18 protein-coding genes, 1 tRNA gene and 1 pseudogene are annotated in these 19,566 nt (G+C 41.5%); 9 read left to right on the forward strand and 11 right to left on the reverse strand.

The annotated features are described in order from the left end of the window. Positions 1–47 precede the first annotated feature (47 nt). Entirely contained in the window at positions 48–518 is a 471-nt protein-coding gene (gene trxA / locus NQ564_RS07900; RefSeq protein WP_008149058.1) for a thioredoxin, read from the reverse strand. A 187-nt stretch (positions 519–705) separates the two neighbouring features. Here trxA and NQ564_RS07905 point away from each other — a divergent pair. From NQ564_RS07905 to lnu(AN2), 3 genes are all read left to right on the forward strand, one after another. Beyond that, a tRNA-Ser gene (locus tag NQ564_RS07905) sits at positions 706–790 on the forward strand. Positions 791–1,117: 327 nt separating this feature from the next. Continuing rightward, positions 1,118–2,323, forward strand: a complete 1,206-nt coding sequence (mef(En2), locus tag NQ564_RS07910; RefSeq protein WP_005786079.1) for a macrolide efflux MFS transporter Mef(En2) — start codon at positions 1,118–1,120, stop codon at positions 2,321–2,323. Between the two features lie 24 nt (positions 2,324–2,347). After that, complete coding sequence (gene lnu(AN2) / locus NQ564_RS07915) at positions 2,348–2,860, forward strand: lincosamide nucleotidyltransferase Lnu(AN2) (RefSeq protein ID WP_004308783.1); 513 nt, start codon at positions 2,348–2,350, stop codon at positions 2,858–2,860. A 445-nt stretch (positions 2,861–3,305) separates the two neighbouring features. Here lnu(AN2) and NQ564_RS07920 read toward each other — a convergent pair whose 3' ends face one another. The 9 genes from NQ564_RS07920 to NQ564_RS07960 all read right to left on the reverse strand — a co-directional run bounded on the left by NQ564_RS07920 (position 3,306) and on the right by NQ564_RS07960 (position 12,750). Beyond that, entirely contained in the window at positions 3,306–3,659 is a 354-nt protein-coding gene (locus NQ564_RS07920; RefSeq protein ID WP_004308780.1) for a nuclear transport factor 2 family protein, read from the reverse strand. Between the two features lie 88 nt (positions 3,660–3,747). After that, entirely contained in the window at positions 3,748–5,151 is a 1,404-nt protein-coding gene (locus tag NQ564_RS07925) for a mobilization protein (RefSeq protein WP_227963243.1), read from the reverse strand. A gap of 229 nt (positions 5,152–5,380) precedes the next feature. After that, positions 5,381–6,340, reverse strand: a complete 960-nt coding sequence (locus tag NQ564_RS07930) for a toprim domain-containing protein (protein ID WP_044299534.1) — start codon at positions 6,338–6,340, stop codon at positions 5,381–5,383. A 216-nt stretch (positions 6,341–6,556) separates the two neighbouring features. After that, positions 6,557–7,633: an AAA family ATPase gene (locus NQ564_RS07935; protein ID WP_032596724.1), complete on the reverse strand. Its 1,077-nt coding sequence runs from the start codon at positions 7,631–7,633 to the stop codon at positions 6,557–6,559. Positions 7,634–7,647: 14 nt separating this feature from the next. Continuing rightward, the gene (locus NQ564_RS07940) at positions 7,648–7,956 is read right to left on the reverse strand and encodes a DUF3853 family protein (protein ID WP_008145895.1); all 309 of its coding nucleotides are present in this window, start codon (positions 7,954–7,956) and stop codon (positions 7,648–7,650) included. 223 nt (positions 7,957–8,179) lie between these two features. Further along, positions 8,180–9,199 (reverse strand): hypothetical protein, encoded by a 1,020-nt coding sequence (locus NQ564_RS07945; RefSeq protein ID WP_008145896.1) that lies wholly within the window; start codon positions 9,197–9,199, stop codon positions 8,180–8,182. Between the two features lie 10 nt (positions 9,200–9,209). After that, positions 9,210–10,502 carry a PDDEXK nuclease domain-containing protein gene (locus NQ564_RS07950; RefSeq protein ID WP_008145898.1) on the reverse strand — a complete coding sequence of 431 codons (1,293 nt, stop codon included), beginning with the start codon at positions 10,500–10,502 and terminating at the stop codon, positions 9,210–9,212. Between the two features lie 66 nt (positions 10,503–10,568). After that, complete coding sequence (locus NQ564_RS07955; RefSeq protein WP_008145900.1) at positions 10,569–11,849, reverse strand: site-specific integrase; 1,281 nt, start codon at positions 11,847–11,849, stop codon at positions 10,569–10,571. A 271-nt stretch (positions 11,850–12,120) separates the two neighbouring features. Beyond that, a complete protein-coding gene (locus tag NQ564_RS07960; protein ID WP_008155686.1) occupies positions 12,121–12,750 on the reverse strand; it encodes a nitroreductase family protein in 630 nt (209 codons plus the stop codon). 129 nt (positions 12,751–12,879) lie between these two features. Between NQ564_RS07960 and NQ564_RS07965 the strand changes: the two genes are divergently transcribed. The 3 genes from NQ564_RS07965 (at position 12,880) to NQ564_RS07975 (ending at position 15,862) form a co-directional block, all read left to right on the forward strand. Beyond that, entirely contained in the window at positions 12,880–13,752 is an 873-nt protein-coding gene (locus NQ564_RS07965) for an AraC family transcriptional regulator (RefSeq protein WP_008145784.1), read from the forward strand. 693 nt (positions 13,753–14,445) lie between these two features. Next, entirely contained in the window at positions 14,446–14,616 is a 171-nt protein-coding gene (locus NQ564_RS07970; RefSeq protein ID WP_008145781.1) for a hypothetical protein, read from the forward strand. A 64-nt stretch (positions 14,617–14,680) separates the two neighbouring features. After that, entirely contained in the window at positions 14,681–15,862 is a 1,182-nt protein-coding gene (locus tag NQ564_RS07975) for a DUF418 domain-containing protein (RefSeq protein ID WP_008145779.1), read from the forward strand. A 183-nt stretch (positions 15,863–16,045) separates the two neighbouring features. Here the strand turns inward: NQ564_RS07975 and msrA are convergent. Further along, positions 16,046–16,591 (reverse strand): annotated as a pseudogene (gene msrA, locus NQ564_RS07980) (peptide-methionine (S)-S-oxide reductase MsrA); the annotation flags it as partial. 140 nt (positions 16,592–16,731) lie between these two features. Between msrA and NQ564_RS07985 the strand changes: the two are divergent. From NQ564_RS07985 to NQ564_RS07995, 3 genes are all read left to right on the forward strand, one after another. Beyond that, positions 16,732–17,592, forward strand: coding sequence for a pyridoxamine kinase (locus tag NQ564_RS07985; protein ID WP_008145775.1), 861 nt, complete (start codon positions 16,732–16,734; stop codon positions 17,590–17,592). 48 nt (positions 17,593–17,640) lie between these two features. After that, entirely contained in the window at positions 17,641–18,579 is a 939-nt protein-coding gene (locus NQ564_RS07990) for a ketopantoate reductase family protein (RefSeq protein ID WP_008145773.1), read from the forward strand. 108 nt (positions 18,580–18,687) lie between these two features. Continuing rightward, complete coding sequence (locus NQ564_RS07995) at positions 18,688–19,548, forward strand: alpha/beta hydrolase (protein WP_129650009.1); 861 nt, start codon at positions 18,688–18,690, stop codon at positions 19,546–19,548. Positions 19,549–19,566 lie beyond the last annotated feature (18 nt).

Here is a 19,566-nt window from a genome sequence, read left to right on the forward strand (position 1 = left end):
GATGTCCTCTTTTTTATTGTGCCTTCTTGCTCCTCTCAAGCAAGATCTTATTTTTTCAACAAAAAATTATCTATTTGCTCTACAAACTGTTCTTTTGATAAGGCTCCCTGAGCAATCTGAGGTTTACCTGTTTTGGGAATGAACAGCAACGTCGGAATACTCTGTATACCAAATGCCGAAGCCAGCTCTTTTTCATTATCTACATTTATCTTATAAATAACAATATCATCCTTGTACTGTGCAGCCAGTTCTTTCAGGATCGGAGATACTTTCTTGCAAGGGCCGCACCAGTCTGCATAAAAGTCAATAATAGCCGGTTTGTTCCCTTCATATACCCATTGAGTCTGATTCTTTTCGTAATTATATACTTTTGACAGAAAGTCCGCCTTATTCAATACAATCACTTCCCCCTGTGCAGACACCTCTTCCATTTCATTTTTTTCCGGTTTTGCGGACATGGAGCAACTGACCAAAACCAGTGCGACCGCAACCATCAATAGACTTTTCAAACTTCTCATATAAAACTTATTACTATTTAATTATTATCACTTACAAAAATAACAATAAAAAGATACAAACGTTTATTCTCAGTGGTTAAAAGAAAAAGAATAGAGTGAAAAGAAAAATATTCACAGCCTAATTTGGTTATTCGAAAATAATCACTATCTTTGCACCGCAATCAAAAAAATGTTTGCATAATATATTGGAGAGATGGCAGAGTGGTCGATTGCGGCGGTCTTGAAAACCGTTGAACCGAGAGGTTCCGGGGGTTCGAATCCCTCTTTCTCCGCAACAAACGCTGAAAATCAGCAGATTGCAAAACAAACACCCAGTTTTGCACCCAAGAATGTAAAGTCGGGTGTTTTTGTTTTATTTAAGATAATACAACCACTACATAATAAAAGAGTAGCGATATTAAAAGAATCCGATGAGAAAAGACTAATATTTATCTATCCATTCACTTTGATTTTTCAGGACTTTACATCGTCCTGAAAGTATTTGTTATTGTATTCCAACGTCAGGAGTGGATTATAATACAAGTTTTTTGTGTGGATAGAATTTCGTTTTGCTTAATGTACGAAAGTACTTATCTATAAACGCATGAAATATTAGCACAATGAATCATTGGAAATCAACTTTGGCCGTGATAGGAATAGGCCAACTCATATCTATTTTAACAAGTACGATTGTTGGCTTCTCCATTATTTTTTGGATTAGCAACGAATTTAAATCCCCGACAGCTTTATCTCTGGCTATTTTAGCTGGATTTTTACCACAATTTGTATTAGGCTTGTTTGCCGGGGTCTATGTTGACAGATGGAATCGAAAGAAAACGATGTTTTATTCGGACTTGTTCATCGCGTTCTGTACCCTATGTCTTTTTATTGTGATAACCAAGGGTTATAAAGACCTTTCTTTTTTTTATCTATTGACTGCTTGTCGTTCAATAGGCAGTACGTTTCATGCACCTGCTTTACAGGCAAGCATCCCTCTACTGGTTCCCAAGCACCATCTTGTCAGGGTATCAGGTTTGTACCATTCCATTCAATCCTTCAGTGAGGTGATAGCCCCCGTTGTAGGGGCAAGCCTCGTTGTTTGGCTTCCCATACAGTATATTCTGCTCATAGATGTGATCGGAGCTGTTGCTGCTTGTCTGACCTTACTTTGTGTCCAGATTCCTTCTCTTCAAAAAACGAAAGTTCTTCCAGATTTCAAAAAAGAACTGACGGAATGTTGGCATACCTTGCGGCGTACAATGGGCATTTTGCCTTTATTCGTATGCTTTACGCTGGTGACTTTTGTCCTTATGCCTGTTTTTACGTTATTTCCTTTTATGACGCTTCTGCATTTCAACGGAAACATTTTGCAAATGGGAGTTGTGGAAATGGGTTGGGGCTCAGGGGCATTGTTGGGCGGTTTAGTACTTGCCTGTAAGGCTTTGAAAAGCAAGCAAACATTAGTGATGCATACGGCTTATGTGATATTGGGATTGTATCTGATTAGCGCCAGTTATTTACCATCAAGCGCATTTATAGGTTTTGTTTGCCTAACATTTACAGGAGGCATAGCCTATTCCATTTACCATGCGCTTTTCATCGCTATTATTCAGCAGAACTTGGCTTCGGACATGCTTGGACGGACTTTTTCTCTCATCTTTAGTTTGAGTACCTTTCCATCAATGCTGGGTATCGTAGCTTCAGGATATTGGGTGGAAGCATGGGGTATCACATCCGTCTTTATGATCAGCGGATGGGTTATCTTTCTGATTGGAGTGGGTGCAAATTTTATTTCTTCAATCAAGCAGTTGGATAATTACGCATAGTATTATTTATTAAAGAATTATTATATGACAAAGAAAGAACACACTACGATTACAGAGTTATTTCAAGTTTTGGACTTGTTGGAAAGCCTGGACATGCAGTTTTGGTTGGATGGAGGCTGGGGAGTGGATGTCTTGTACGGACAGCAAACCCGCTTGCATAGAGATATTGACATTGATTTTGATGCCAATTATACAGACCAACTCCTTGATCTTTTGCAGGAGAGAGGATATCAAATTGAAACAAATTGGTTGCCCACCCGTGTGGAACTGTATAGCAAAGAATTAGGCTATATTGATATCCATCCTTTTGTCTTGAATGCGGACGGCACTTCCAAACAAGCCGACTTGGATGGAGGCTGGTATGAATTTCAACCGGACTATTTTGGAACAGCAGTCTTTGAAGGCAGAAGCATCCCTTGCATTTCTGCAAAAGGGCAACAAGTATTCCATTCGGGCTACGATTTAAGAGAGAAGGATATTCACGATTTATCTATAATTAAACAATGTATAACAACAATGAGCCTAACAATTAGATAAGAACAAGAAAATGACAGAAAAACAAATTGTCTGGTATATCTTACTTACAGAAGTAAAGATAGATAGTGACACCCAGTCTGTCACATCCCTGAGTGTAGCTCCATTGGCAGTCTTGCCGGAATTCCAGCGTAAGGGAATTGGGGGGGATGTTGATTCAGTAAGCCCATCAGAGGGCAGCACTTTTGGGTTACGGCACAGCAGTCGTATTGGGGCATAAAGAGTATTATCCTCGATTTGGCTATCGCAAGGCTATCGATTTAGGAATTGAATTTCCTTTCGAAGTCTCTCATGAATATTGCATGGTGGCTGAATTAATACCTGGAGCTACTGAGAATGTGAAAGGTATGGTTTGTTATCCAACTGACTTTAAATAGTTTAACAAGTAAAATTCATTATATAACTCGGACTGGGTATTTCAATTTCCCAGTCCGTATTCTGATAGTACTTATTCAATTGGAAGATTGTGTTGCTTCAAGAATGAAAGTTTATCCCAATACCCTCTTTGAAAGACGATTTTGTTATCTTTTACATGAAAAAATCCGCATCCACGAAGTCCAAGAGAGTCTTTCCATTCCATGATAGCCCATTCGCCATCTTCAAAAATATTTTCCACCATACAAACCATTTTAGCAGTGGCAAATTCATTCACAAACATTTTGTAGATTGATTCTTTACCAATTATTGGTTCGTTTGCGACTTGATGATTTACTGCATTAGTAGCATACAGCTCTGCTATATGATAAGCATCTGCTTTGTTAAAGCAATCTATCCATTTTTCCAAAACTTCTTTAGGCTTCATTTTTTATAAATTCTTAGGATTTTGATTCTGTAATAAAAACAATCTGTTTGGATGCATAGATACTTGATTTTATTAATAATAGGCTATTCTATATTCTAAATCCTCTGGATTTTTGCTCTCTCTGCACCGAGTTACGTAGATTCTGCTGTAACTTTTCCCATTGTTCCTTAAACCATTGTACTATGGGTTGTCGGTTTATGGTCAGCATAAGCTTACCACTATCCATCGGATGTTTCTCAACCCTAAAAATATCATTCTTGATGTCAAATTTCCACCTGTGTTCTTCGGAATAAATTTTGCCACTACATTGTATGGATTCTTTCTTTGTCAAGAGGTTTTCTATCATGTCTTTGGTAAACCCGATAACAGCGCATAATTTTTCCATTCTCAACATCTCTTTGAACATGGGAAACCATTTGTGGGCTTTTTCAAGCAAGGTGCTCAATCGTGATATTTCCTTGTCTTTGGCTTCAAGTTCTTGATTATGTATTCTTTGAAGATTACGAATTTGTCTGCTATGCTGTTCCTGTATTTGTTGTATCTGAATTTTTAATTCATCAGTAGCTTTGTCCCGTTTGGTAATTTCCTGATGTAGCTGCTCGATGTGATGTTCCAGTTCTTTCAGCTTACCGCTTCCGAAAAGAGAACCTACACCGCTTGCTATGGCGGTAGCAGCATTGGTGGCTGTTTTCTTTAGTTTGTCCGTGCGTATCTCTGCTTTTACCTGTTTGAGTTCCTGTTCGGCAAGGCTTACTTGTTGTTCCTTGTGTCGCTTGGTTTCCTCTATACGTTGCAGTTCGGCTTTCTGCTTCTCAATGATGAAATCATTTCGTTCCAGATGCTCTTTACCTGTGACAGCTTTTGCCTGTCCACGTTCCATCAGGAGAATATCGGAAGCAAGGGTCTGCATGGTTGCCATATCCTCGTCATTGAGCTTTCGGCTCTTTCCAGTTTCATGGTTCATCCAGTCGAATACGACATGAGCATGATAATTTGGTTTGAACCATCTGTTACCGACTTTGAAACTCTCCCTGTCTTCCGCTTCCGGCTGACCGCTAAGCCAATGTCCCTCGTCCTTGTGCAGGAAGATCTGGAGGGGAGTGATGCCCCAGCGTCTCCGGCACTCCTCGCCAAACTTGCGAACATCTGCCAGTGTCGTGTCCGGTCTGATGAGCAACACGCCCTCACGGATTGGCGAGCATCCAGCCACCTTGGTAATTTTCCCGTTCTTGCCTTTGCGTTCACGCTCCTTCTCCTGCATCGCACGGCCTGTCTTTTCCTTGACCATCCGCTTGATGTAGTCATAGTGCGCCTGCAGATCGGGATTACCGAAGCCCGGGTTTATCCACTGCTCGTTACCGGCAGTCAGTTCGGGCACGATGTAGATTTGAGACTTGCCGATATTGCGCATGTACTCGGCAGTTCTCCGGTTATGAGCCCCACTTGATGTGACTCTGCAGGGCTTGATATGTATGCTTGATTTTGTTGCCATATTCTTAAATTTTGATTCTGGTTGTCTGACTAAAGTTGTTAGCTGATGTCCGCTCATAGCCGCACAGGGTTCTTAGGGGTGTAACCCATAAGCGGAGATTGCAAAGAGAGGGTCACTCTTTGCTCGGGGTTCTCAGGGGAGAAACGCCCTGAGTGGGTTCTTAGGGTAAAGCCCTAATCCCCTCGGGAGAGCCCACAACTACGTAAGCGAAGCGTGTAGTTATAGTGGGCTATAACCGGAAGCCTTTCGGTTTCTTGGATAGCGTGTCATTTCTCTTTCTGACGGATTGCATTTGTTCTTTTCCATCAGCCATGCGCTTCTGCAAATACTCGTTCAGGTCTTTGCATCCGCAGTAGATTTGGGAAGCGTCCCGTATATGCCGGGTGCTGTCGTATTCCTTGCGGATTTGCTGCAAGGCTTCCATTCCTGCACGGTCATTGTCAAGAAAGCAGTGGATGCGCTCATAACTTCCCAATGGGTAGAGTGCCTTGGAAACATTGGTGACAGAGTTCAGCACCATGTAATCCTGCCTGTCGAAATCGGGGTATTGCGGACAGCTTTCAAGCCGCAGGGTAAGAAAGGAAAGGTAGTCCATAAATCCCTCAAAAACGTAACATGCACTCCTTGGCTTTCCTGACTGTCTGATATGGGATATTTCTTTTGGTGCGATACATCCCTTGAAATATCGGTTGCGGATTTCATAACCTCCAGATATGTTTGGAAAGGCTATGGCGAAATACCGTTTGCCGTTGTGGGTGAAACGGGCTTCTTTACATTCTCTTTTCGCCAGTGCCGTGTTTATCCCTCTTTCCTGTAGATAGGCAAGCAGGGCAGGAGAAGTCAACTGTACAATGTCCAACTCCTGAAAACTCGGTTCGGAAAATGACTGCTTGCCAAAAGAGAAAGACACGGGATGTATGTGTGGTGTCTGTTCCTCGATTTTCTGTAGAAGATAAGGTACATAGTCGGAACAGTAAAGTTCCTGTGCCAGTGCAATGATATTTCCACCTTTACCAATTGCAAAATCATACCATTGGTTGCGCTCGATATTCACTTTGAACGAGGGCTCTGTCTCTTCCCGTAACGGGGATTTATACCACAGGTTGATACCTTGCTGCTTGACGGGAGAATGTCCCAAACTGTACAGAAAATCCGCTATCCTGATTTGTTTTGCTGTTTGTATATCCATAATAAGATGAGTGTTTGAATAATGGTTGGAATATTTATTTCTCTTTTCGCCCGTACCTTTTTATGAAGTACGGTCTGTATAATCACTTCACTTTATTTTCGTATATATAGAATACGGTAATAAAGTGAAGCGGTTTTACATTCTCTGCAACCGCTTCGCTTTATCCTTAATATATAGACCTGCCGAATAAAGTGAAGTGATTACAAGTTAGACGGTCTAATAGTGAAAGTCCGGCTTGAACGTGTATTTCCTGCCGTTCTCCTGTACTATCATCCGTTTGTTCCGGAGCATGATGATAAGTGATACCGCCTTTTGATGGTTCAGTTTTACACCTACCGACATATATGCCTTGACTAAGGCGGTTTCCAGATCCTTGTAGCCGTATTCCTCTTTTAGCCCGAAAGCCGCTTCCAGTGCTATGCGGTGCTGTTGTTCGGTAATATGCCTGTAAGGGTCGAACTTTTCCTCTTCCGGTCTTCCCGGTTTCTTCGCTTCGGGTCTGTACCCCTCTATGAGTTCAGGCAATGCATTGTCGTTGATACGGAAAGCGAAAGGCTCGAAATCCATTGCACGGATGTGCATGGCTGAAACATTGCTTATATCCCCGTTGCTCTTGTCCTTTTCCACCAGCAGAACGGTTTCCGCCTTGTTGTTCAGCTCCGTACCGATATGCCCTCTTGCGTTTTCATCGCCTTTGTTCTGGTGGAGTATCGTATGGATGTGTATCTGCCTGTCATCCGTCCACTGCATCAGTTTGGATATGATGCGTGTCGATTCTCCCGGACTGTTGATGTCATATACCATATCACGGATGCCGTCTATGATTACAAGCCCTATGTCCGGTGTATTATAGATAGCCTGTTCGACAATCCTGATGCGCTGCTCGGGCGTGTATTTCCTCAAAGCGAGAAACTCCAGATGTTCATTGTCCCTGTCATCAGGAAGACCGGCCAGCCGTAAAATACGTTTCATGACTTTCAGACAGTGATAATGGCTTTGTTCTGTGTCCACATAAAGAATCTTCCTTTTATCTTCCGGAAGTTCTGCCACATACCGCAGTACCGTACCGTTTTTCAATGCGGCGGCTACGATAGCCGATACATTGAAAGTCTTTTTACTCTTGGCTTTGCCGATGGATGCACTGAAATTGCCCAGTGTACCAATGACCGAACCTTGCACTTTTAGAATCTCAGGTGCTTTCTCGTAGATTTTCGACAGGCTCAGGCGTGAAGCTTGCCAAAGGATTATTGCCTGTTCTGCCGAAATCTCCTTTATTTCTTTCATATAGTCCATAAGCATACCTCCCATTATTTCCGTCCTCCTGTTTTCTTCCCGGCAAGCTCAAGAGCCAATTCCGCATCTACGATAATCTTGCGCCCTATCTGGGTAATCGCCTTGTCTATCTTTCCGCTTTTCTTTATGCGGTTGGCGGTAGGCAGGCTGCACCCGAACAGCTTGGCTATGCCGAGTATTCCGTACACATACTTCCTGCCTGTGTCCGTTACGGGCTGCGGCTGCGCTTCCGGCTGACCGGATGCGTGCCTGCTTAACATGATGAACTCTTCGCCTGTCATCTGCCAGACGGGTTTGGATAATAATTCTTGGATATTTGTCATAGTCCAATCTAATTAGTCGTTAAACAATCAGCCCTGCGCACTGGCTGTTATTTCTGTTCTCGAACGATGCAAAATTAGATATGGATACGGGTGGTAAGGATGGGGATGATATAATCTGAATTTCGTTGTATCTTATTGAATATCAGAAAATAAAAATACCACTCAAAAATTAATTTGAGTGGTAAAAGTGGAACTTTCGTAAAGTATCAGGATATATCACGGATTATCTGAATATATGTTCCATTTCCTTGGCGAAATTTTGGTTGCTGTCACTGGGGAAATCTGAAACAGGCTCCTTGTACTTGGATTTGTAGTAGCTGTCGTCAATATCCAGCAGTTTCAGTATTCTGTCTTTCCATTTGTCCCTGTCCTGTTTGGAGAGTTTCTCGCTCATCAGGAATATCAGATAGCATACACGTATTTTCTCTCTCGGTTTTATTTTCAGCTTACAGTTGCAGGGGTGAAGATTCATATTGGCATAGAAATCCAGTGCGGAAATTTCTTCGAACTGTTCTCCTATGCACACCTCATGAATGAGCGAAAGTAATTTCATGCTGAAATATTCCTGTTGTTCTTCTGTCGTTTCCTGCTGACTGATTGGCTCGCTTGATTTATTCTCTTGCTTTCCGTCAGGAATGTATTTCTTCAATATATCCAGAAAAAGGCAGCTTTGACGGTATATGTCCGCACAACAGTTCTTCATGTATTGGAATGCCTCTGTTCTTGCAGCCTTTTGCTGATCATAGAGTTTGTTCAGTTTGGCTTTTTCCCTGTCATATTCAGCCTTGCAGCGTTCATATTCTTTCTCTGCCTGTTTTTCCTCTTCGGCTGTATGCTCCCTGTAACCAATGGAATCATACCTGTTGTTGGCTTCATTCAGCGGCTTGCTCAGACTTCTTGTAACATCCAGCTGGGCTTCAATTTCCTGAGAATACCTTTCCATGTGCTGATAGCAAGCATGTTCTATGGCTCTGTCACTTAACGGGCGTATCTCATAAGCCTGTATGCTCTTTTCTATTTCAGTTTTCAGGCTGTTGAGTATCAAGGTGTATTGCTCTTTTTGCTTGTCAAGCACCAGTTCAAGGATAGCGGCTTCAAAGGATTTCATGTCATTATACTCCTGATAGAAATCCGATATGAATTTCTGCCTGTCAAAAGAAAAAGCGTAATTATCTATATAGTCTCTGTATATTCTGTTGAGTTCTCCATATTGGGGAATCATCGTCTGTATCTTTCCTGCCATATACTTTATATTATGGGTTCTTGTCCTTGTCAAGGAATAAGGTCAGTTCTTCTTCCACTTCTTCTATACTCGGTAGAGCAGATTTCAGATTTTCGGGTACTGCCTTGCTCAATTGATAGTCGCTGATACCTATCGGCTGGTCATATCCAGCCAAGGCATATTGTGCCACGACCTCATCCTTACCCCTGCACAGCAAAAGACCGATGGTCTTGTTATCATTTTCTCCCCTCAGTTTATCATCTACAACATTGATATAGAAATTTAACTGCCCTGCATATTCCGGTTTGAATGGCGTTGCTTTCAATTCCACGACAACATAGGCGTGGAGCTTGATATTATATAGGATCAGGTCGGCGAAAAAGTCACTGTCCCCAATCTGGAAATGTTTTTGTCTGGCAACAAAAGCAAAGCCGTTACCCATTTCCAGCAAGTAACGGGTTACATGCTTTACCAACTGTTCTTCTATATCCCTTTCGTCAGCCTTTTCCTTTGCTCCTGCCAAGTCAAAGATATACGGGTCTTTTAACAGATAATTGGCAAGATCGCTTTGAGGTGCCGGAAGTGTGGCAGTGAAGTTGTTTACCTTGTTACTCTTGATTTGTCTGTCATACAGATTGCTTTCAATCTGCATTTTCAACACATTACTGCTCCAGCCCATTTCTACCGATTGTTTCATGTACCAGTATCTTACACCCAATAGAAGCGGATTATTGAGTATGACCACATGGCTTGCCCAATTTATCCTTGCAACAGGTGATGATAGGAATATTCTTTCCATATCTTCAATTGCTATTTGGCAAATTCTGGATATTGTTCCGGTAACATCCGGAATTTGTGCAAGAGGTTCTTGCATAATTGTAGTTTCCTTATTGTCTGCCGGTTGTATTTGCGCAAGAGGCTCTTGCGTAAATACAGTATTGTTTAACTCCTGGACTGATTCTGTAATATTCTGTACACTTGTGATAGTGGACTTTGTATCCGTTTCTATGAGTTTCCTCAATACACTTAAAGGATAAGCCTTTGCAAACTGACACATATAGGATAAATTTCTGACAGAATATCCTTTCTTCTCAGGATAGTTGAAGCGGATAGCCTGAGCCAATTTATTGATAATTTTTCCTCCCCAGCCATATAAGTTCTGCTGATACAGGATATAGTTACCCATCTTCCAATAATGGAACAACATCTGGGCATTGGCAGCTGTAATGAGACGGACTTGCGCCTGTTCTATTTCCGAACCGACAGCATGGACAAAAGCGTCAAAATTCCTTTTGTCTATATTATGATTATTGTCACTTTCCATATTAATAAGTCTTGTCTGACAAAGATAACTTTAATAAATGATAATCTATGAAACTGACTGATACTTTTATAGTTGGTTAAACTTGTTCATTGCATTAGCCTTAATATCATCGGCTATATCAATGTAAGGTTTCATGGCTTTGTAATCACTGTGCCCTGTCCATTTCATTACAACCTGTGCAGGAATACCTAGAGCCAGCGCATTACAGATGAATGTCCTTCTTCCTGCATGCGTGCTGAGCAATGCGTATTTCGGTGTAACTTCATCTATACGTTCATTTCCTTTGTAGTAGGTTTCACGTATAGGTTCGTTAATTTCTGCCAGTTCTCCCAGTTCTTTCAGATAATCATTCATTTTCTGATTGCTGATAACAGGCAATGCCATGTGGTTTTCAAAATGGATGTCCTTGTATTTTTCAAGTATGGCTTTACTGTACTTGTTCAGCTCAATACTCAGACTGTCTGCCGTTTTAACGGTGGTGACTTCTATATGGTCGGACTTGACATCACTTCTCTTTAGGTTACGAACATCTGAATAACGCAGACTGGTAAAGCAACAGAACAGGAAAACATCCCGGACACGTTCCAGATACTGCTTGTCCTTGGGTATCTGATAGTCTTTCAGTCTGTTCAACTCTTCCCATGTCAGAAAGATTACTTTCTTGGGGGTGGTTTTCAATTTCGGTTTGAACGTATCGTATGCTATATTCTGGTGATAGTCTTTCTTGAAGCTCCATCGCAAGAACCATTTGAGGAATCCCATTTGTTTACCGATGGTACTGTTTCTCATATCTTTCTTGTCACGCAGGAAATTGACATATTCGTTCAGTCCGAACTCATTGAAATATTCAAAGGTTAAATCTTCCTTGAAGTTTTTAAGGTGATTTTTTACGGCTGCAAACTTTTCGTATGTGGATTCAGTCCAGTTATTCTGATTGCCGCATTCTTTTACAAATTCATCGAATATCTCCCAAAAACTTATCTTTACGTCTTCCTGGTCTTCACTTGTATCTTTCATTCGCAGGTTGAATGCGTCCTTTAATTGTTGGGTAGTGGGCATGGCTTCCTGTACCTCAAATTCTTTGAATACGTTTTGAATTTCGGTATAGTATTTCAGCAGATCGGCATTGATTTCAGATGCACTTTGCTTTAATTTGTTGGTACACCCGTTCTTCACTCGCTGCTTGTCAGCATCCCACTTGGCTACATCAATGCGGTAACCCGTTGTAAACTCAATGCGCTGGCTTGCGTATATGACACGCATACGGATGGGGACATTCTCCACGATTGGCACACCGTTCTTTTTCCGGCTTTCCAATGCAAAAATGATGTTTCGTTTGATATTCATAATTGGGTGCGTTTGAAATTCTACACCCCAATATACACCCAATATTTGGAATAGCAAAAGATATTCAGAAAGATTTGGATTTACTATGCACTTCAAACAATATTTGATTATCAATAATTTGCATTTTTATGATATTTCTTGAATGTATAGGTTCGAGAGCCTCTCTCTCCGCTGAAACTTATTAAAAAATAAACAATTAAGTCTTACAAGTTCATTAAATTTGTGAGACTTAATTGTTTATTCACCTATACCTACCAAATAATTTTTCAAATTACCAGACATTCCGGTGAATTCTATCCATCACTCTAATTTCTTTCTGTTTACAGATATGTGCGTTCTCTGCTGCATAGCCGATGGCAAGAAAACAAGTAAACTCATATTCTTCAGGGGCATGAACAAGGTGTTTCACATGCTCGGGTTCATTACCTATGGGAATACGGAACGCACATGATAATCCCTCTGCAGTTGCAGCCAGCAGGATATTCTCCACAGCACACCATGCCGAGGCGAAATAATTGAGTGAACTTTGATCTGCCGGATAACACAAAGGGCAATCCTTTTGGCGAAAGAATGGCAGAACAAGACAATTGCTTTGCATAAGCATACGTTGTTGTTTGGGTAATGCATCGACAAACATAGTATATTCGTCCTTATCCATTGTACTTGCAGCAGCTTCAAGTCCAGCCTGCTGAATTTTCTGAGTGTTTTCCGCCACCAGTGAAATAAGCCGGGCAATGTTTTCCTGTCCTCTTACAACGACGAACTCAAACTGCCGCAAATGGTCGTTGGTCGGAGCTTTAAAGGCTGTTGACAATACCTTTTCCAACACTTCTTCCGTTACTTCCTTATCGGAAAAATCTCGGATAGTTCTTCTTTTCTCCAATACTTGATAGAAATCCATAACAATACATTTTAATAGTTAGACGTATCATTTTCCGGCAGCAAAGTTATGGATCTATATTGTGGAATATTTGTCATTTCATATCACATATTTGTCGTATATTTGCATTAAACCATTTTATATGTGATTATGGAAGAAATGATTACCCCTTACGAATTGCCTGAAATAGAGAACCATTCATTCTTTTTCATAGACCAGCGGATAGAGACTCACTTAGAAGCCAAATTGCATCAGCATGATGCTTGGGAATTATATTATGTAATTTGCGGACATGGAACTCGAATGGCAGGAAATACGTTACAACCCTTTTCGGCAGGTGATGTGGCACTTATACCACCGTCTATGCACCATTGTTGGGAATACACTCCTTTATCAGCTGACAGTAAAGGGCGTATCCATTATCTAATGGTAGCTTTCAGCCACTCTTTTGTCATGAAGTGCATGGAGTTTTTCCCTGAATTACGAAATCGCCTGGAAGGTCTTACATTTCCCGTCAATGCATTAAAATTCGGATCGAATAGCTCTCGTATTATTCGTAATACACTATTACAAATGAACGACATGGATGATTTGGGACGATTATGCGAAATGTTCCGCCTACTACCTTTTATTTTTACTTCTTCCGATCATATTCTTGCCGGCAAACCCACACAAATAGAACGTGATGTGAGACGTATCCAGCAAATTTGCGCTTATGTAATGGCTCATTATGTTCATACCATCTCTTTAGACGAAATCGCCGCCGAAGTCGGTATGAACCGTTCTGCATTCTGTTCATACTTCAAACGATGTAAAGGAATGACATTTTCGCAATTTGTCACCCAATACCGCTTGAATACAGCTTGCGAACTTCTAAAACATTCGCAAAAACAAATATCGGAAATCTGTTTTGCAGTAGGATTTAATGATGTCCCACATTTTAACAGAGTTTTCAAAGAATCGCAAGGAATAACACCTAAAGAATATAGGAAACGAAATGCAATCCGTTCGGAATTTCGATAGGAATACCAAAAGCTTGCTAAAAGAGTGCCCATTCGAGCAATTCCTTCATATAATCCGGCTATCTTTACCCCACCACAGTTACCCGGAACTTCGATAAGTACTTTTGCAAGAACCACCATCATACTATCATAATCGCCTGTATATTGTTTAAAAACAATGTATTACTGCATGATAGTTGCCGTTTTATACTATCATTCATCTATCATAACTATCATGACGAAAAAACAAACTCACTGTGTATCAATCTACGATAAATACAGCCCGATCAGGAATAGGTGCAGAACAGGTTAAAACGGCTTCTTTTTTCATCAAGACAAGCCTTTCTTTTGCCAAATACAGCCTGGAAAGCTATTCGAGACCCGGGTGTAAGAGGCACGAACATCCGGATGTGGGGAAGGTGCAGGCCCGGGTCTTCGTGGATTCCTGCCGGAGGTGCGGGGATGTTTATCTGCCATGTCAGAGACACTTTTATGCCCTGTTTTTACATCTTATATGGAGAAAAAGGGCGTTTTTTACAAATGACACCATTTTTGGAGATAGCTGTTTTTGTCTTATAAAAACATAAATATTTTATTATCAGATACATAAACAAATTCACAAGCAAAAAACATGATAGATGCATGATAGTAGAAAACAGCAACTATCATGCTTTAATAGCCTGAAAAGCAGCTTTTAATAACTAACTATGATAGTATGATGGTTGTTTTGCAAAATTTCCATAGACAAGAAGAGGCAGTCTTGGATGGCGATTTTTGGTACGGTTGCCTTGTTGCCGTATCGAGCTTCGGCAACAAATGGGCACAAACCAATATGAAATCCATCATCAAACACCGTAAAAAATTAGAAGCCAAACAAATGGAATAAAAAAAGAGAAGAAATCACACACAAATACTTACATTTGTATTTTATAATTTAACAAACAATTTATATGGAACTATCAGCAAGTAAAACCCCACGTATTGAAGTGGTCGATGCGCTAAGAGGATTCGCCGTCATGGCAATTATTTTAGTGCACAATCTGGAACATTTTATTTTCCCTGTCTATCCAACAGAACAACCAGCATGGCTGGCTGTCCTCAACGACGGAGTGTTTAACATCATATTCTCCCTGTTTGCAGGAAAAGCGTATGCCATTTTTGCTCTTCTGTTCGGATTTACATTCTACATCCAATGTCATAATCAGGAAAAGAAAGGAAAAGACTTCGGCTACCGCTTTTTATGGCGACTGGTTCTGCTACTCGGTTTCGCCACATTGAACGCCGCTTTTTTCCCAGCCGGAGACGTACTGTTGTTATTTGCCGTAGTAGGCCTGGTTTTATTTCTGGTTCGCAAATGGAATGACAAAGCGATCTTAATCACAGCTATTATATTATTAATCCAACCGATAGAATGGTATCACTACATCATGAGCCTGTTCAATCCGACCCATACACTGCCGAACCTCGGTGTAGGCGAGATGTATGGTGAAGTCGCCGAATATACCAAAGCAGGAAATTTCTGGGATTTCATCTGGGGAAATATCACGTTAGGACAAAAAGCAAGCTTATACTGGGCTATCGGAGCCGGACGTTTTCTGCAAACGGCAGGCTTATTCTTGTTAGGATTTTATATCGGTAGAAAAGAGCTATTCGTTACAACCGAATCACACCTGCGTTTTTGGGTAAAGGTTCTTATTATTGCTGCAATCTGTTTCGCCCCCTTGTATTCTTTAAAGGAACAGATCATGGCAGGCGACAATGTCCTGATCAAGCAAACTGTAGGGACAGCTTTCGACATGTGGCAGAAATTTGCGTTTACATTCGTCCTCGTTTCCTCGTTTGTGATCTTGTACCAGAAAGAATACTTCAGGAAAGCTGTTTCTGCTCTACGCTTTTATGGAAAGATGAGCCTGACCAACTATATCGCACAATCGATCATGGGAGCGATCATCTATTTCCCGTTCGGGCTATATTTAGCTCCTTATTGCGGCTATACAATAAGTTTACTAATCGGGTTCGTCCTCTTCCTGTTACAAGTTTCGTTCTGCAAATGGTGGCTGACAAATCACAAACAAGGTCCCTTGGAAAGCATCTGGCATAAATGGACTTGGATGTTCTCAAACAATAAATAAAAAACAAGGGGGTGTGTCAAACATCGGTATTCATGGGACGCAGACGAGCGCAGATTAACGCAGATATTATTAATTATCAGCAAAATAAATCTGCGTCCGTCTGTGTATTCTGCGTTATCTGCGTCCAGTGATATCAAATTGACACGACCTCATTCAATACTAAAAACCGGATTTTATATCTTCGTTTGCTTTCCTTGCCAATTCAAACAATCTCGGATTAATGTGACAATAACCGCCCACATTCTTATCCAAATAATCCTGATGATATTCTTCTGCAGCATAAAAATTAACGAGTGGCATCACCTCGATGGCGATTGGTTTCGCATAGTCCTGTGCCAATTCCTTAATGGCAGCTTCGATCACCAGGACATCATCCTTATCGGTATAATAAATGCCTGTGCGATATTGTAGACCGCTATCCCCACCCTGACGGTTGACACTGGTCGGATCTATCGTCTGAAAGTATAGATTCAGTAATAAATCCAGACTGACTGTTTGCGGATCATAAACAACCTTAACCGTTTCTACAGCTCCGGTATTCCCTGTACATACCTCTTTATAGGTAGGATCAGGAACCTGACTGTTAGCATAACCGACTTCCGTTTTTTCCACACCTCTAATCTGTTTCAGGAAATGTTCCGTACCCCAGAAACAACCGCCTGCCAGATAGATTTCAGCCTTGTCTTTCATATTCATATTTTCTTGTTCCATTAAATCAAACTCTTTCATATTCTCGGCACTGTCAACCAGACTGACACATACCAATAACAATGCAATAATAGCAATATTTCTCATAGCCTTTCTGTTTTTCAAATAACAAATAGGAAATATTTTTTGTTGTTATAGAAAAATAAAGTCATAACATACAAATGGAAAATAGAGATTATCAAAAACGTGTAGCAGCCATACATGACTTGTCCGGATTCGGGAAATGCTCTTTAACAGTCGCTTTACCGATCCTTTCTGCCGCCGGAATAGAAGCGTGTGCCATGCCGACCGCCATATTATCGACTCATACAGGAGGAATCAGCGGATACACTTACCGCGACCTGACAAGCGACATGCGGGCTTTTATGCAGCACTGGAAATCACTCGACATACAATTCGATGCGACCTATAGCGGTTTCTTAGGTTCGTTCGAGCAACTGGATCTCGTCAAAGAGTTTTTCGAACTATTCAGATCAAAAAACAACCTGATCCTGGTAGATCCGGTAATGGCGGACAACGGCGAACTATACCGTATATTTCAGCCTGAATTTGCCGTAGGTATGCGATCTTTATGCAAAAAGGCGGACATCATTGTCCCTAACCTGACCGAAGCCGCCTTATTACTGGAAGAAAGTTACCACCCCGGTCCCTATACGCAGGCTTACATCGAAAAAATCTTAAAAAAGCTAAGTAAGCTCGGACCGGAAAAGGTCGTACTGACCGGTGTGTACTTCGAAGAAAAGAAATTGGGAGCTGCGACCTACGACAAAGGGAGTGATTCGACAGACTATCTATTTACCGAAAGGATACCAGGAAGTTATCACGGTACAGGTGATGTTTTTGCAAGTGCTCTGTTATCCGGCCTTCTGAATAACTTCAGCCTAAAGGATTCAACGCAAATAGCCGTAAACTTCACAGCCGACAGTATACGCCGGACATATAATGCAAAAACAGATTACCGCTTCGGTGTTAATTTTGAACAATGTATCCCCGACTTTCTAAAAGAACTCAAACTGATATAGTTATTCCAATTTTATTTTTCATCTTTGTAAAAATAATAAGACAAGAATATGAGTAAAACTAAAATAGCAATTTCCGGTATAGGAGCTGTAGGCGGTTACTACGGGGGATTATTAGCTGCCCGTTACAAAGATTCCGAAGATATTGACATCTATTTCATTTCTCGGGGTGAAAACCTGAAAGAGATACGTGAGAACGGCATCGAAGTTAAAAATACATTCCTGACGATCAAAGCAAAACCAACCCTCGCGACCGACAATCCTGCCGAAATAGGACCAGTCGATTACCTGTTTTGTTGCACCAAAAGCTACGATTTGGAAGAGAATATAGCCCAGCTAACCCCGGTGATCGGTCCGAACACGGTTATCATTCCCTTACTGAACGGGGCAAACATAACGGAACGCATACAACAGCTATTACCGAACAACGAGATTTGGAAAGGATGCGTTTACATCGGTTCCCGCCTGGTCAGACCGGGAAGAGTGGAAAAGTTCACCATAAAGGACCGGATGTTCTTCGGTAGTAAGGAAGCCCCAACAAAACGGCAGAAAGAATTGCAGGATATATTGGCTAACGCCCGTATCCTTACCACAATACCGGATAATATCGACTTGGAAATCTGGAAGAAATTCTTCATGATCTCGACCGCTGCCACCATCACCTCCTATTTCAATGAGACGATTGGCGAAGTGATAAATAACCACATCGACCTATTCATCACGTTAGGTTATGAACTCAAAAGCGTGGCTGTAGCCAAAGGGATTCCTCTGCCCGACGACCAGGTATTCGCCGCTATCGACGCTCAGAAGATCATGCCGAACAATTCCACTACCTCCATGCACAGTGATTTCCAAAAGGGCAACCGCACCGAGGTGGAAACATTGACAGGTTATGTCGTACGAGCTGCCCAGGAATTAGGAATCGAAGTTCCGACCTATCAGTTTATGTACAAAGGGTTGACCGAATTTCCCTATCCGGTGGCAGATTAACCCCCTAACAAGATAAAGAGAGTATGTCGGAACTTAATAGTTTTTCGGCAAGCTCTCTTCTCTTATTTTTACTTTGTCCAAACAGACAAATCTAATTATTAATAATATATGAAAAACAAATTTCACCTCTATTTCATCCTGTGTTTTCTATTCAATATGGCAGGATATTCGCAAAGTACGGTTTTCGAATCGCTCTCTTTCGAAAGTAACAAATTAGGCAGGAAAGTTTCCTACTCCATCTACCTGCCTTCCGACTACAGCACCTCGAAAAGGAATTACCCGGTCCTCTACCTTCTACACGGTTATACGGATAATGAAACCAACTGGATACAGATGGGACAAATGAAAACGATTGCCGACCGTGCCATCGCAAACGAGGAAGCCGTGCCGATGATCATCGTCATGCCGGACGCATGGGACACTTGGTATATCAACCAGTATGACGGAAAAGCACCTTATGAAGACATGTTTTTTGAAGAGCTTATCCCCTATATGGAAAAAACATACCGGATTCGCAGTAATAAAGAAAGCCGGGCGATTGCCGGGTTGTCAATGGGTGGCTACGGTTCATTCCTGTACAGCTTGCATCATCCGGATATGTTCTGCGCATGCGCCCCATTGAGTGCCGCCGTTTTCGACGATACGGTCATGGAAGCGAGAAAAAACAAATCGCACAAAGATTTATTCAACCGCCTGTTCGGACCGGGAGACGAACACTGGCAACAAAACAATGTTTTGAAGATCCTGTCCGACTGGAATCAAAACGACTTACCCAAAATCCGTTATTACATTGACTGTGGTGATGACGACAGCTTACTGGACGGAAACATGCAGGTGCACCAGATCATGAGGCAGAAAGGGATCAAGCACGAATTCCGGGTACGTGACGGCGGCCATAGCTGGACCTATTGGCGGACGGCTCTGCCTGAAGTTCTGAGGTTTGTCAGTCAGACTTTTTGCAGAAGTTGACAAAACCGTAATATTGGT

This window comes from Parabacteroides johnsonii DSM 18315 (assembly GCF_025151045.1).
Lineage (GTDB): Bacteria > Bacteroidota > Bacteroidia > Bacteroidales > Tannerellaceae > Parabacteroides > Parabacteroides johnsonii.

Excerpts from the sequence above, each read along its gene's own strand:
- NQ564_RS07970 (WP_008145781.1), top strand. The coding sequence starts at position 14,446 with ATGATGGTTGTTTTGCAAAATTTCCATAGACAAGAAGAGGCAGTCTTG.
- NQ564_RS07945 (WP_008145896.1), bottom strand. The coding sequence starts at position 9,199 with ATGGCAGGAAAGATACAGACGATGATTCCCCAATATGGAGAACTCAAC.
- NQ564_RS07975 (WP_008145779.1), top strand. The coding sequence starts at position 14,681 with ATGGAACTATCAGCAAGTAAAACCCCACGTATTGAAGTGGTCGATGCG.
- NQ564_RS07990 (WP_008145773.1), top strand. The coding sequence starts at position 17,641 with ATGAGTAAAACTAAAATAGCAATTTCCGGTATAGGAGCTGTAGGCGGT.
- NQ564_RS07950 (WP_008145898.1), bottom strand. The coding sequence starts at position 10,502 with ATGGAAAGTGACAATAATCATAATATAGACAAAAGGAATTTTGACGCT.
- NQ564_RS07920 (WP_004308780.1), bottom strand. The coding sequence starts at position 3,659 with ATGAAGCCTAAAGAAGTTTTGGAAAAATGGATAGATTGCTTTAACAAA.
- trxA (WP_008149058.1), bottom strand. The coding sequence starts at position 518 with ATGAGAAGTTTGAAAAGTCTATTGATGGTTGCGGTCGCACTGGTTTTG.
- NQ564_RS07930 (WP_044299534.1), bottom strand. The coding sequence starts at position 6,340 with ATGGATATACAAACAGCAAAACAAATCAGGATAGCGGATTTTCTGTAC.
- NQ564_RS07940 (WP_008145895.1), bottom strand. The coding sequence starts at position 7,956 with ATGACAAATATCCAAGAATTATTATCCAAACCCGTCTGGCAGATGACA.
- NQ564_RS07995 (WP_129650009.1), top strand. The coding sequence starts at position 18,688 with ATGAAAAACAAATTTCACCTCTATTTCATCCTGTGTTTTCTATTCAAT.
- NQ564_RS07955 (WP_008145900.1), bottom strand. The coding sequence starts at position 11,849 with ATGAATATCAAACGAAACATCATTTTTGCATTGGAAAGCCGGAAAAAG.
- NQ564_RS07925 (WP_227963243.1), bottom strand. The coding sequence starts at position 5,151 with ATGGCAACAAAATCAAGCATACATATCAAGCCCTGCAGAGTCACATCA.
- NQ564_RS07965 (WP_008145784.1), top strand. The coding sequence starts at position 12,880 with ATGGAAGAAATGATTACCCCTTACGAATTGCCTGAAATAGAGAACCAT.
- NQ564_RS07935 (WP_032596724.1), bottom strand. The coding sequence starts at position 7,633 with ATGGACTATATGAAAGAAATAAAGGAGATTTCGGCAGAACAGGCAATA.
- NQ564_RS07960 (WP_008155686.1), bottom strand. The coding sequence starts at position 12,750 with ATGGATTTCTATCAAGTATTGGAGAAAAGAAGAACTATCCGAGATTTT.
- NQ564_RS07985 (WP_008145775.1), top strand. The coding sequence starts at position 16,732 with ATGGAAAATAGAGATTATCAAAAACGTGTAGCAGCCATACATGACTTG.